At 69.2% G+C, this 13683-nt stretch carries 9 protein-coding genes; 3 read left to right on the top strand and 6 right to left on the bottom strand.

What is annotated here, in order from left to right:
* Positions 1 to 417: 417 nt before the first annotated feature.
* From WME73_RS07000 to WME73_RS06990, 3 genes are all read right to left on the bottom strand, one after another.
* Entirely contained in the window at positions 418 to 1362 is a 945-nt protein-coding gene (locus WME73_RS07000; protein WP_437915176.1) for a lamin tail domain-containing protein, read from the bottom strand.
* An 11-nt stretch (positions 1363 to 1373) separates the two neighbouring features.
* Positions 1374 to 3311, bottom strand: coding sequence for a PEP/pyruvate-binding domain-containing protein (locus WME73_RS06995; protein ID WP_437915175.1), 1938 nt, complete (start codon positions 3309 to 3311; stop codon positions 1374 to 1376).
* 533 nt (positions 3312 to 3844) lie between these two features.
* On the bottom strand, positions 3845 to 6250 hold the full coding sequence (locus WME73_RS06990) for an FG-GAP repeat domain-containing protein (protein WP_437915174.1): 2406 nt from the start codon (positions 6248 to 6250) through the stop codon (positions 3845 to 3847).
* A 212-nt stretch (positions 6251 to 6462) separates the two neighbouring features.
* On the opposite strand from WME73_RS06990, the gene WME73_RS06985 reads away from it, so the two are divergent.
* Positions 6463 to 7128 carry a DUF3455 domain-containing protein gene (locus tag WME73_RS06985; RefSeq protein ID WP_437744705.1) on the top strand — a complete coding sequence of 222 codons (666 nt, stop codon included), beginning with the start codon at positions 6463 to 6465 and terminating at the stop codon, positions 7126 to 7128.
* Between the two features lie 95 nt (positions 7129 to 7223).
* Here WME73_RS06985 and WME73_RS06980 read toward each other — a convergent pair whose 3' ends face one another.
* The 3 genes from WME73_RS06980 to WME73_RS06970 all read right to left on the bottom strand — a co-directional run bounded on the left by WME73_RS06980 (position 7224) and on the right by WME73_RS06970 (position 10797).
* Positions 7224 to 7502, bottom strand: a complete 279-nt coding sequence (locus tag WME73_RS06980; protein WP_437744704.1) for a hypothetical protein — start codon at positions 7500 to 7502, stop codon at positions 7224 to 7226.
* A gap of 22 nt (positions 7503 to 7524) precedes the next feature.
* Positions 7525 to 9180 (bottom strand): bifunctional metallophosphatase/5'-nucleotidase, encoded by a 1656-nt coding sequence (locus tag WME73_RS06975; protein ID WP_437915173.1) that lies wholly within the window; start codon positions 9178 to 9180, stop codon positions 7525 to 7527.
* A 180-nt stretch (positions 9181 to 9360) separates the two neighbouring features.
* The gene (locus tag WME73_RS06970; protein ID WP_437915172.1) at positions 9361 to 10797 is read right to left on the bottom strand and encodes an FAD-dependent monooxygenase; all 1437 of its coding nucleotides are present in this window, start codon (positions 10795 to 10797) and stop codon (positions 9361 to 9363) included.
* 69 nt (positions 10798 to 10866) lie between these two features.
* Between WME73_RS06970 and WME73_RS06965 the strand changes: the two genes are divergently transcribed.
* Both WME73_RS06965 and WME73_RS06960 read left to right on the top strand, forming a co-directional pair.
* Positions 10867 to 11493 (top strand): TetR/AcrR family transcriptional regulator, encoded by a 627-nt coding sequence (locus WME73_RS06965; RefSeq protein ID WP_437915171.1) that lies wholly within the window; start codon positions 10867 to 10869, stop codon positions 11491 to 11493.
* Positions 11494 to 11847: 354 nt separating this feature from the next.
* The gene (locus WME73_RS06960) at positions 11848 to 13629 is read left to right on the top strand and encodes a hypothetical protein (protein WP_437915170.1); all 1782 of its coding nucleotides are present in this window, start codon (positions 11848 to 11850) and stop codon (positions 13627 to 13629) included.
* Positions 13630 to 13683 lie beyond the last annotated feature (54 nt).

Raw genomic sequence — 13683 nt, 5'->3', positions numbered from 1 at the left:
GCGCGGCGCGCCGCTCATTCCACCGATGGCCAGGGGGCCCTCGCGATCCTGGTCGTGACGCAGGCGGGCTGCTCGGGCGCGGCGCCCGTGACCGCGCCTCCGCCGCCGGCCGCTGCATCCCAGGGAGCCCAGCCGCCGGCGCCGCCGGCGGCCGCGCCGGCGGCTTCTGCGGCGCAGGGCGCGCCGCCCCCGAGGGCGTGAGGTCGCCGCACGCTGCAATGCGATACGGAGAGACGCTGCTCCTCACCGAGTTCGACGACGCTGGCGCAGCTGGGGAGGCGGACGGCCGCCTGCTCATCCTGCGATCTTCGCCTCGCTGACGCCGAGCCATGCCCCAGCTCGGTCGGCGGGCAGCGTCCCGGGAGCGAGCGCGCGGCGGCGCGCGCATGGCCAGCACGGTCCAGCGCGAAGGCGCGATCATTCTTCCGGCGGCTTCACGCCGGGGGTCGGCCGCCCGACGACGTAGCCGTCCGCGGCCCATTGGTAGGCTAGGCTCACGCCGGGTACCTGAGCTTCGAGCACGAGGCCGCCATCGCTCACGCCGCCGCGTGCCGTCAGCACGAGCTCGCCGCCGCTCGGATCGAGCGCAAAGCTCGTGTGGAGCTCGCCCTGGTCCGTGTCGCCGTCGGCAAACAGGACGAGCACCTCGTGACGCGGAAGGGTGACGGCGGGCAGCGGCCACTTGCCGCGCTCGGCGAAGTCGTCGGACAGCGTCCAGCCCGTCAGATCGACGTCCTCCGCCGACGGATTGAACAGCTCGATCCACGGCTCGTACTCGCCGGATTCATCCGCCAGCGTGGTCGTGTTGTTGAGCATGACCTCCGAGATCGACACGGCCAGCGGCGCAGGACACCCCCAACAGAACGCCGGGCTGCCGGTCGAGATCATCGGGACGGCGTCGACGAGCACGGAGCCGTCGGCGGCGAAGGCGCTGAACGTGAACGGAGCGCCGAGATCGAACTTGAGCTCGTAGCGAGCCGTGCCCGCATCGGCTCGCGCGACGTCCGTCCAGTTATGATGACTGTTGACGTACTCGAGGCGGCTCGGTTCGGTGACGCACACCGTCGTTCCGTCGAGCGATACGCTGAAACCGTCCAATCGATACAAGGAGGATTCGCCGACACCGAAGTCCTCCCAGGTCCGCCTGAGCTGGACCACCGCACGCCCGTCAGAGGCCTCGAAGCGCAGCACGTGGGTCGCTCCGAGACGGCCGCCGGGACGTTCGCCGCACAGCGCGTCGCTCGAGTCCGGCGGTGCTCCGCCGGCTCCGCCCGCGCTCGCTCCGTTCCCCGGCTCGGAGCTGGAACAGCCGGCGCACGCCAGCGAGAACCCGAGGCCGTACAGGATCGTTTTCAAGGTCATGTCTGGCTCCATCATGGCGTGTAGGGTCTGGCTTGCTTGATCACGGTGCGCCCGTCCATCGTGACGTCCACTTCCACGTCGAGCGACAGCGGGGCGAGGCTTGGGTACACGCTGGCCGCGAAATGGTCCTGCACCACGAACAACAGCCCCGCGAGCTCGTTCAACGCTGCATCGGACCAGAGCCGAGCGCCGCCCGCCGCCAGCGAGGACGGTGACACCAGCGTGACCTCGCTCGGCGATCCGCCGGAAGAGCGCCGGAACGTCAGGATCTCAGGGCTGGCGGTGGGATCCAGCGGCTCGGCGACGCCCACCTCTCCCACCTGGCTGACCACACGATACAAAGGCTCCGGCGCGCCGGGTTCGAGCCCCGTGAGCGCGACGGCTTCCAGGCTTTCACCGACGAACGTGGGGTGGACCGCGACGCCCATGAACACCTTGGTGTGATCGATGCCATAGTACTCGCGATCGTCGAACGCGCGTTCGTTCCACAAGCTGGCCCAGACCCGGCGCACCGCGAGCAGGGCGCTCTTTTCCTCGGTCAAGTCCTGCTCCAGGTCCTCGATGATCGGCAGCAGATGGCTCCGGTCGGGGTGCTCGGCGAGCTCGAGCTCTCGCCGCTCGAGCTCGGCGCGCAGGTAGGCCTCGTGCTCCGGGCTCAAGCAGGCCGACGGCCCGAGCGTGTCCGGATCGAGGTCGTCGGCCAGGCAGCCGCTCCGGGAGTCGTAAAGACCTGCTCCCGACAGACCCGGCAGGTCCTCGGCGTTGGTGCTGCTGCGAAAGCGCAGCCGGGTGACCAGCCCCGCGGCGCCGTAGGCCTGGCGAACGGCCGCTTCGAGCGCCGCGCCGAATTCGGGCAAGTGCTCGGCGGCGCGCATGCGGCCCCGGAGCTCCGACAGGCGGCGCTGCTTGGTATCGGCGTCCGTGAACACCCGGGGATCGGCCAGCAGCGCCGCGACATCGGCATTGAACCCGCGCCGCTCCATGAAGTCTGCATAGGCGCGGAACGGAATCGCAAAGCCGTCCACGCGGTTCTGTTCGGGCAGGATCCGGGACAGCTCTCCGAGGTTCGCGGCCTTGGTGCCGAACGCCGCGACATCCGCCGAGCCGAGCGAGGCCAGGGCTGCCGGCGTGGCGACCTCCAGGTCCGCGACGGGCTCTCCGAGCGGCGGCCGGCGGGTGCTCCAGAACGCCTCGGCGTCTTCCAGGCGCGCGGGCTCGATCTCCACGTGGGTGCCCCGGGCCGTGAGGTGGACCAGCCCATGGGCGAGCGCGCGGAGCACGCTGTTGTCGAACACGCCCGGCACCGCGGCGCTCGGGATCCCCTTCTCGCGCAAGCGCAGGTTCACGTGGCTGGCCAGGCTCTGCGGCTGCCGCGTGACGAGGCCGGCGACCAGCCCCAGATCGCTCGGCGCCGCGTCGATCACCAGCACGTCGCGCGGTCCGGCACGGCCTGCGGCGGCGCCATCCACGATCTTCAGGTAACCGTACGCCTCGCCCTCGCTGTACGTCTCGGCGGACAGCCCGCTCAACAGCGTATCCGGATCGACCAGCGCGACGCCTGCTGCCACGAGCTCGCCGGCGATGGCTTGCACCGCCGCGGTCTGGGCAGATCCATCCGGTGAGAACACCAGGAAGTCCTCAGCGAACGGACTACACCCCTTGAGCCGCCGGTCGGCTTGCACGATGTCGTCGACCGTCAGGAGCTCATCGGGCGCAGCTTCGCTGTAGACCGTGTACGCCAGCACGCCCGCCGCTCCGGTCAGCGGATGAGGCGTGGCCGGGTAGAGCTTCAGGCCGCCGCCCCACATCACGCGGCTGGCGCGGCGCAGCACCATGTCCGCATAACGTTCCGGCGCGAGCGCCGCGTACTCCGGGAAGGTACGAAGGAACTGCAAATGGTACGGGTGGTCGTCGGTATTCTGAAACAGGCACGCTGCGCCGGCGAACATCGCCGGAGGCTCGCGGCCGTCGACGATCGTCAGGTACTTCACCTCCGCGCCCTCGCCTGCCAGGGAAGTGTAGTCGTCGCGCGTGACGAGCTCCGTGAGATACTCCGTGTCAGCCCCCGGCGCTCCCCCCGCGCCGGCGGCGCTCACGGCCGAGGAATCGCCACATGCGGTCAACGCGACTGCCAAAAGCAAGGCCGATGCTGGCGCCAAAGTCCAAGGTTGCATCGATTGGGTTTCCCTCCCCGACGTGGCCGGAGTCGAGCAAGCGTGATGCCAGGCCGGCGGCCGTGCTGGTCGCCACCGGAAGCGGCGCTCGAAGGGCCGCAGCCGTGACATCCGCGTCGCGGAGTGTGCCGCGGCCGTGATGGCACAGAGCCCCTTCGCGCCACCGGCGAGAACCAGCCGTTCTCATCGGGATCCCGGGACTTCGCCACGAACACGCCGGACTCGGCCGGCTCGCCGCGTGCCGTGCCAGGTGGAAGAGCGCATGCGGCCTCCCCGCGCTACGAGGACCTTGACGCTCGGAGATGGCCCTAATGAGAGATATTGACGAAGACGTTCACGCTCCCGTCCTGCTGGACCGGGGCGGAGACGACGAGCACGTCCGGCCTCTGGTCGGCGTTCACGTCTCCGATCGCGAGCGCCCTGGTGAAGACGCTTTGATACAGGAGCGCTGCGTCGAACGTGCCGTCGCCCTTGCCGCGAAGCACACCCACCGTCCCACCGCCGCCGAGCGCAAGGAAGATATCGGGCCGCGTATCCGAGTCGAAATCCGCCGTGCTGAGCGCTGCCTCGATGGGGAAGTAGACCGGCATGGTGATGGGCGCGCCGAACATCCCCCGTGGCTGGCCGGGGAGCACGCCGACGACGCTCGCGCTGCCCACCGTCGCGAAAGCCATGTCGAGCACGCCGTCGCCCGTGAAATCGGCGGGCGCGACGGTCCACGCGGAGCTGCCGACGGGGAGGCTCGTGGCCGCCTCGAACGTGCCGTCTCCGTCGCCGATGAGGAGCCGGATATCATCGCTGTCGTAGTTCGCCGTCGCCAGATCCGCCTTCCCATCGCCATTGAAATCGCGCGCCGTCACATCCAGGATGTTCATCCCCGCGGGATACGCGATCGGCGGCAGGAACCCGCCAGCCTTGTCATTGAGGAGCACTCGCACGTCCTCGAAGGTGATCGCGGCGATATCGGCGGCGCCGTCTCCGTTCATGTCGGCGAGCGCGATCCTCCTCCCGCCCTCGTGGAGCGTCACGGGGCCGAACGAGCCTGCGCCGTCACCGAGGAGCACACCGACCTTTCCCGCCACGATGGTGCCGAACACGACATCGAGATGCCCGTCGCCGTTCACGTCCCACGCGACGACCTGCTCCGGATCCACACCGTCGGCAGGCATGGTCACGGGCATATCGAACGCGCCGCTCCCTTTTCCGACAAAGAGCGAGAGCGACTGGCCATCGGCATACGCAACGACCACGTCGGCCTCGCCGTCTTCATTCCAATCGCCGAGCGCCGCGCCTCTCGCGCCCTTGCCCCCGAGGAGCGCCGGAGCTGCGTGGAACGTCCCATCTCCGCGACCTCGCGCGACCACGAGGCCGCTCATCGACATGACGAGATCCGCTTTGCCGTCCCCGTCGAGATCTCCCGACCGGACGCGCGAGCCACGGTGTCCAGTGAAATACGTCACCCGCGACTCGAGCCCTCCGAGCCCGTCACCCCGAAAAACGCTCAGGATCGAGTCGTCCATGCTCTCCACCGCGATGTCTTGTCTTCCGTCGCTGTCCCAGTCGCCGATGACGACGCCGCTCGGCGCGAGGCCGGCCGGGACGCGCTTGGTCGCCGAGAGCGCGCCCGACGGGCTACCCATCAAGAGGGTCATTCCCTTCGTATCCACGGCAGCGATATCGGGGTTGCCGTCGGCGTCGAGGTCGCCGACCGCCAGATCAGCCGCGCTGCCGACCGGCACGCCATCTTGCGCGGAGATCGTGGTCCTTGTCACGGGGCCGAACGCGCCGCCGGCCTGACCGAAGCGCACGCTGACGACCGGCGCGGAGATCTCCGTGTCATAGCCAACGATGTCGCGCACGCCGTCGCTATCGAGGTCGGCCAGCGTGATGAAGCGACAGCTCGTGGTCCCGGTGAGCGTGCTCGACGTCGTGAACGCGCCCGCGCCATCCCCCGCCAGGATCGTGATGCTATTGCCATTGCGGCTCGCCACGATGTCGAGCTTCGCATCTCCGTTCACGTCGGCGAGGACGGGCGAGACGTAGTCCGCTCCCGGGCTCGAGATCGGGGCCTGGAACGTGCCGTCGCCGTTGCCGAGCAGGACGCGGACGCCAGCGTCGGCGCTCAGGAGCGTGACGACCAGATCCTGGTTCCTGTCGCCGTTCACGTCGCCCACGGCGACGTCGTGCGCGCCATTCACGACGTGCTCTGTCCGAGGAAGAAACCCACCCTTGCCATCGGCGAGGAGCACCGAGACCCTATTCGCGCTGCGTAGCGCCATCGCACCGTCGGCCAGTCCATCGCCATTGAGGTCCGTGAGCGCGAATGGGGTGCCGCCATAGCTCGATCCGGTCGCATAGAACCTGACGACATCAAAATCGATCGTCTCCGCGGCCTGAGGCGCCCCCCCACCTGCTCCGCCTGCGCCATCTTGGCCGCCGCTCCCGCCCGTGCCGCCTGTGCCGCCGCTCCCGCCCGTGCCGCCGCTGCCGCTGCCGCCTGCGCCGCCGCTCCCGCCCGTGCTGCCGGCGCCGCCTGCACCGCCGCTCCCGCCCGTGCTGCCGGCGCCGCCTGCACCGCCGCTCCCGCCTGTGCCGCCAACGCCGCCCGCGCCACCTTGACCGCCGAGCCCCCCGGCGCCGCCCTGACCAACGGGCTGATCGGACGGAACGTCCCCGCACGCATAGCTGCAGAAGATGACGAACGCCGATGCCACAACTCCGCCATGTGTACGCATTTGGATATCACCTTGCAATGAGCCGCGATTGGGAAGATAGTCCGCGCAAATCCATTTCTATTTGTCAAGAACTTTGCGCCAGCGCGTGCAGCGTGGCTGTACGGTGGGACGGCCGCCACGAGGAGATTGACTTCCGGATCGCGTTTGGATTTCCTGGCCCCTGTGCCGCCGCGATCAGAGAGGAATTCATCATGAATGCGCGTTATGCGATTGGACTCATCGTCGTTGGTTGTGGTTGCGCGGGATCGACGCCGAGCGCCTCGAGCCCGCCGCCGAGCGAACCGCTTGCGAGCGCGGAAGCTCCCGCGCCCGTCGCGCCCGCGCCGTCGGCACCGGCGCCTTTGCAAACGGCGCCCGCGGCCGAACCCGCGGCGACTGCGAGCGTCCCCAAGCTAGCGCCCCCCGAAACACCCGATGCCATCAAGGCGCCGAGCACGGCCAATCTCGTATTGAAGGCGAACGCCAAGGGCGCGCAGATCTACGTGTGCGGCAAGAAGAAGGAGCCCAAGGCGAAATTCGAATGGACGCTCAAAGCCCCGGACGCGACGCTCTCGGACGAGGCAGGTAAGACGCTGGGCAAGCATTACGGCGGCCCGACCTGGGAAGCGGCAGACGGCAGCAAAATCGTTGGTGCCATGAAGGCCAAGGTCGATGCTCCCGACACCACCGCGATCCCCTGGCTGCTCCTGGAGATCAAGTCGACCGAGGGGCAAGGCGTGCTCAGCCACGTCGCGTGGATTCAGCGCGTTCAGACCGTGGGCGGCAAAGCTCCGGCGGACGGCTGCGACAAAGCGCACGATGGCGCCGAAGCGCGCATCGACTACAGCGCGACCTACTACTTCTACGCGAACCCGTGAGCTCGCTCGCTCTCTGAGCCCGCTCGGACAGCCGCGTTGGCGCTGGCCGCCGCCCTGCGCGCCGAGCGGGGCGCTCTTACCAAGGATCCGCCGACTCAGCGCGCAGCGGTCAGCTGCTTGGCAGACGGGGTTGTCGCCCTCGCATAGAGGCTATCGAGGAGCAGGGTCATCGAGAGGTACAGCTGCGCACCAGGGCTGTGGAGCAGGGAACGGTGCTGTCCGTCCTCCCCCAGGCCGGGCGCGGTGCTGTCGTAGCCGAGCTCGAACCACGCGATGTCCTCGGCCGGGTAGCTCAGCGACACCTCGAACGTGGTGTCGACCGTTGCCGACGAGCCGCGCGACGCCACGGGCGCGCACGTCGGCACGGTCTGCACACAGCCTCCATCGCTCGGCACATCACGGACTCTGCTTGCCCGCTGGCGCCGGCCTCTCGTCGAGCTTCCTCTCGAGCGGCCCCGCTTCCGCGCTCTTCTTCTTTTCGATCCACGCGATCACCGGATCTCGCCACGACACCCCCGTCCCCACGGGCTTCGGATCTCGCGCCGCGAAGACGGCGCCGTCACCGCCCCCGTACATGAAATCGGTGATGATGACCGTGTAGCGCTTCTTCGGATCCATCGGCTTGCCGCCCACCGACCAATCTCCGTTCGGCGCTCTCTTCGCGCCGGAGATGATGAACGACTTCGCCTCGAGGTCCTTCGCGAGCGACGCGCCGTCGATAGACACCTTCACCAGGCGGTTGTCGAACGGGAGCACGCTCCAGATCGTCGCGTGGGTGATCGGCCCCCGTGGGATGGTTTGTCGCACGCCGCCTCGGTTCATGATCGCCACGTCGCCGCCCACCTCGTGGAGCCAGGCGTCGCTCACGATCTTGCCGACAGCCTCCTCCGGGCCGATCCCGTCCTCCGAATGGCCGATGACCTTCCCGAGCGCGCCGTCGACCTTCGTTCTCGACGCCGTGACGAGCCGCGCGAGCGGAGGATCCGCTGGCACTTGCGGATCGGTCGCCACGTCGACGATGGAATGGCTGATCGTGACGACGCGGGCCCGCGGGGGATTGTCGGGGTTGATGGTGATGGCGACGCGGGCGTACTGGTGCAGGCGCCAGCCGGGGGTGATGACGGGCGTGTCGCCTGCGCGCGCGTCGATCTTCCTGTGGCAATGGCCCCCTCCGACGAACGCGAGCTGCCACTCCGGGTGTCTCTTCACGATGGGCACGAGATCGTCGGGGCATTCGTGCGCGGTCACGACGACGACGTCGGCGGCTCCCGTCTCCCGCGCTTCATGGATCGCTCTGTCGAGCGAGGCCTCGGTGGGCTCGAACGTGATCCCTCGAAAGCGCTCGGCCATCGCGGCCTTCAGCGTATCTGCTGCGGCGAGCCCCACGACGCCGATCTTCACGCCCTTGCGCTCGAAGACCTCGTAACGCCGGATGGCGAGCTCGTCCGCGAGCTTCGCGTCGTCGATCTTCACGTTCGCCGCGAGGTAACGCAGTCGCGCGAGGTCACGGAGCTTCGAGAACTGAGGCACGCCGAAATCGAACTCGTGATTGCCGAACGCCGATGCGGCATAACCCATACGCCCCATCGCGCTCGCCATGGACACGCCGTTGAAATACGTCGAGATGGCGGGGCCGGTGAAATTGTCGCCGCCCGAGAGGAGGAGCGTGCGCGGCGAGGTGCAATCCTCGGGCGCGGCGGGCGTGAGCGCCCCTGCCGCGTCGATGCCCGCGGGAACAGGCCCTGGGCAGTGCCCTTCGTACTTCACGAGCCTCCCGAGCAGCTCGGCCGCGCCTCCGCGGCTCACGCCTTCCTCCGACAAACTCTCGAGCCAGCCGTGTTCGTCCGTCGTGTAGAGCAGCGTGACGGTGACGTCGCCTCGCGGCTTCACGGCGAGCGGAGGCGTCTCGCTCGCGAGGTTCGCTGCGCCCGCCTCCGCCGAGGCACCCGGGGGTTTCAGCGGGGCGCCCGGGCCCCCCTGAGGCTGGGCAGGGCCGCAAGCAAGAGAAAACAGGACGGTGCACGAGCCGAAGAGCAGGGCCAACGGGCGCATGGTCGAGCACGATAGTCCAGGCCAGGTGTCGTCGGCACGAAAAACCAGATGAAGGCGATGCGTGCAACCCTGGAGGCGGGTTCGGACTCTGCCACGTCACAGGGTCATGGGGCGGCCTGCCCGAGCTCGGGCCGCCGAACCATGGTCGCGGCGGCGCGACGGCGGGCGCGTCGCTCCGATTCAGAACCAGCGCGCGAGCGCGTCGTCGAGCGACGTCGACGACGCGTCTGTCCACGCGATGCAGCCGTCGGGTCGGACGAGCATCGACGGGCCGTCTTTGGTGCGTGCATGGTGCACGTCTTGCGGGAGTGACCGTTCCGAAGGCGAGATGAAGAGGCCGCCGCCCTTCTCCATCAGCACATAGAGCCGCTCTTCGCTGCCGCCTTCGAGCGTGAGGAGCTCGTCCTTCGCGAGGGTGCCGACGAGCGGGTCGTCGTCACCGAGGTCGTAACGAACGCCGACGCCTGTGAGCATCTCGCCGAAGTAGCGGTTGCCTTCGGGGAGCATCATCAGGTCGCTCACGATGGCGCGGAGCGCGCTCGTGAGCGGGTCAGGACGCATGAGGGCGACTTGCGCGCGGGTATTCTCGAGGACGCGCGCGGCGACGGGGTGGCGCTCGGCGGTGTACGAGTCGAGGAGATGCTCGCGTCCCTTCACCGCCGCGGCGAGCTTGAAGCCAAGGTTCGCAGCGTCGACGAGGCCGAGATTCAAGCCCTGACCGCCGAAGGGCGAGTGGACGTGCGCGGCGTCACCGGCGAGAAGGACGCGGCCCATCCTGTAGGTCGTTGCTTGCCGGGCGTTGTCGGTCCAGCGCGTCGCCATCGTCATCGACAGGATCTTGACGTCGGTGCCGCTCACGCGCTGGATCGCCGCTTCGACCTCGGCTTGCGTGATCGGCGCATCCCGATTGGGCGGCGGCCCGTTGAACTCCGCCGTGAAGACGCGCCCCGGCATCGGTCCGGACGCGACGAGGCCGCGCGGCGTTCGGTGCCAGCCCGTCGCGAGCTTCTCGGGCATATCGAGCTCGACGACGGCTTGATAGCCGGTGATGGTCGGATCCGTGCCGGGGAACTCGAAGCCGGCGAGCTTGCGGACGCGGCTCCGGCCGCCGTCGCAGCCGACGAGGTACTTCGCGCTCAGCGGGCCCGCGCTCGTCTGCACGGTCACGCCGTCGCTGTCCCGCTCGAAACCTTCCACCGTGACGCCGCGACGGATCTCGATCCCGAGCTCCGTCGCGCGCGCGATCAGGATCTTCTCGAGCGCCTCCTGCGGCACGAGACGCATGTGGCGCTCCGGGTCGCGCTGGAGGCTCGGGTCGATCAAGAACAGTCCAGAAAAATGGCCTCCCGGCCTCTTCATCGGTCCAGGTCCGAGGCGCGCCTTCAGCGCCGGCATCATCAGCGCCATGGTGGCGCGGCGCTCGTCATCGAGCGCACGCGCGAGCCCGCGTCGTTCCAGCGCCTCGGCCGCCACCGCGCCGACCCCGCCGGCCTTGATCGTGCGGTCGGGCTCCGCGAGCCGCTCCAGCACGAGCGGCTTCACGCCCGCGGTCGCGAGCTCGATCGAGAGGAAAAGCCCGACCGGGCCGGCGCCTACGATGACCACATCGTGCATCATGACGTGAAGTTTATACTAGGTAAAACTTTGATCAAGACAAAATTTTTATCTTGGTCTACTATTTGATCCATGGGCGAGCTCCGCGAAAGCAAGAAGCGCGAGACGAGGCAGCGGATCTCCGACATCGCGACGGCGATGTTCTTCGCGCGCGGCTTCGACGCGGTGACGATCGAAGAGATCGCCGCCGCCGCAAACGTCTCCAAGATGACGGTGTTCAACTACTTCGCGCGCAAGGAGGACCTCCTCCTGGATCGCGAGGACGAGGTGAAGCTGCTCTTGCGCGAGGCAATCCGCGGGAGGTCGCAAGGGCAGCCGCCGATCGACGCGCTCCGCCGCCTCGTCGACAGGCTCTGCGAGCAGAAGCATCCGTTCGCTCGCATCGACGGCCAGACGGTCGGCTGGTGGCGCGTCGTTGCGGCGAGCCCGTCGCTCAAGGCGCGCCTCCACGAGATCGGGGACGAGGTGATCGAGGGGCTCGCGGTCGAGCTCGGTGGTCCAAAACCCGATGGCCTCGCGCGGCTCGTCGCCGGCATGGTCGTGCTGACGTGGCGCACGGCGTACGGCGAAGCGATCCGCGTGTTCGAGCGCGGAGGCTCTGCGAAGAAGGCGAACGCTGCGTTCATCGCGTTGATCGATCGCGGCTTTGCGGCCCTCCACGGAATGGCGGCGGGCTCGAGCTGGCAGACGACCGGATGACCCATCCCGACCCAGGGAGCCCGCTGCCCCACCACTCCGGTCCTCGCGGCGCTCGCCTCCCCCGCTTCGGCGAGCTCGAGATCCCGTAAACCTTCCGCCGAGCATCAGCTTCATGCCCTTGGCGCTGGGCGCTCGAGCCCTCCGCGGCTCGTCGCCGCCGCAGCCCACCGCTGCGCCGGCGCCGGCGAGACTGCATAAGTGCCAGAGGAGCAGAAGTCGACGCATCGCCGCACGCTCCTGCTGCAAGGAGTTGCCATCTCCGGACTCGGAGCTCGGGGCGAAATGCATTAGAGTCGATCGGCAGGTCGAGGCGTGGAAGGGCGCCGCGCTCCGGCGCCGAGTGGGAGCAGCGCGATGAACGAGATCAATTTCTACAAGCTTCCGCGTACCATCCAGGACGGCGTGATCGAGGCGTTCCGCGGGCGGTTCGCGCCGGCGCCGATCGTCAGCCGGTTCGGGACTCGGCGCACCATCGTGGCTTGGCTCACGGTCAGCGCCGCCTCGGGCCTCCTGCTGGCGGCGCTCTGTGCGGCCGGCCTGGGCGACGTCAACAGCGTTCTCGCGCTCCACCCGACGTCGGCGGCCGCCGCGTACGTGCTGCTCGCCGCGATCACCGTCATCGGCGTGCTCCGGGCGCTCGCCTACAACGCCGACCTCATCACGCTGCCGTTCGCGCCCGGCCTGTTCGTCTTCCCCGCGAACCTGGTCGACGCGCGCGACCACAGGCTCCGGGTCTTCTCGCTCGCGGAGCTCTCGCGCGTCTCGGCGGGCCCTCGGGGCGCCGTGGTCCTCACGTTCGGCGGCACGCAGCACGCCTTTCCCCTCGAGGACCCGTCGCGCTCGGACGACGTGATCCGGGAGGTCGAAGCGGCGTGCAGCCGCATGAAGGCGAAGCCCGACGCCGCGGAGCTGCGCCGGCTCGATCCCTTCGAGCCGCCTGCCATCGAGAGCCCGTTCGCGTCGCCGATCCCGCTCTCGCGCGAGGTCCCGGGGTGGCAGAGCTATGCATGGCTCCTCGCGGCCGCGGTCGGCGTGGCCCTCGGCCTTGGGCTCTTCTTCCTCCGCAACCGGATGAGCGACGCTCGGATGTACGCCGCGGCGCGGGAGCGCGACGACGTGGCCGCGTACCAGAGCTACGTCGCGCGCGGCCGCGGCCACGCGGAGGTCGTCTCGCAGGTGCTGCTGCCGCGGGCCGAGCTGCGCCTCGCGGTGGCGAAAGGCTCGGTCGAGGCCATCGACGACTTCCTCCGCGCCTACCCCAGGACGGGCATCCAGGCCGAGGTCGCCGCGGCCCGCCGCGCCGCGCTCGCCGCGGAGCTCGAGCGGGCGCGGGAGGTGGGTACGCTCGCGGCGCTGCTGGCGTTCGCGGAGCGCTACCCGAAGCACGGCCTGGACAAGGCGTTCAACGACGCCAGGCACGCGCTCTATGCGCGCGCGCTCGACCGGTACAAGAGCGAGATGCCCGAAGGGAGCGAGCAGGACGCGGGCTTCGTGCGGCGGCTCCTCGCCTACGCGGAGCGCGTGGGGCCCAGGAGCACGCCGCAGGGCCTCCGCGGCCCGGCCGTCCAGGTCCGCTTCCGGCGGCTTCCGTCGCAGGACCTGGAGCGCGCCGACGAGATCGTCAGGAAGATCCCGATGTTCAGCGGCGCCGCGTCCCTGCCGAGCCGCTACGTGGATGCGACCCGCCTCGATCCCCAGGAGAAGCGGACCGCGGCGGCCCTGGTGGAGGGGCTCGCGCGGGGGTTCGAGCCGGAGTTCGTCACCTTCGAGCCGGGCCCGCCGCTCGAGGGCGCCGCCGAGGAGCAGCTCACCGTGACCTCCCCCTCCCTCGTGGTGAGCTATCGCGTCGAGTCGTCCGGGATCGCCCACGCCAGCAAGAAGCCGCAGCTCATCATCATGGGGCTCAAGTTCTTCTTCAAGACGGAGTTCATCTTGCCCGGAGACGCGGAGCCGCTGCTCACGAGCTACAAGATCTCGCGGAAGGTCCCGGCCGGGCTCATTCAAAAGCAGGCCCCCGCCCCGCGCCCTGGGGTCCTCGAGGCCATCGTCTACGAGGCCATGATGCGCGAAGCCTTCATCGACCTCGAAGAGCGCTACCTCTCCAAGTGGTTCAGGAAGCGCGACGCGCCCCGGTGAGGGTGGACGCGGCGGGCGCGCGCCGGCCCGTCGACCGCAGCTGCGCTCCTCATC

This window comes from Sorangium sp. So ce302, assembly GCF_051530145.1.
In the GTDB taxonomy this organism is placed as follows: Bacteria; Myxococcota_A; Polyangia; order Polyangiales; family Polyangiaceae; genus Sorangium; species Sorangium cellulosum_B.
Note: the sequence above shows the minus strand (reverse complement) of the source record. Positions and strands in the feature narration are given on the sequence as shown.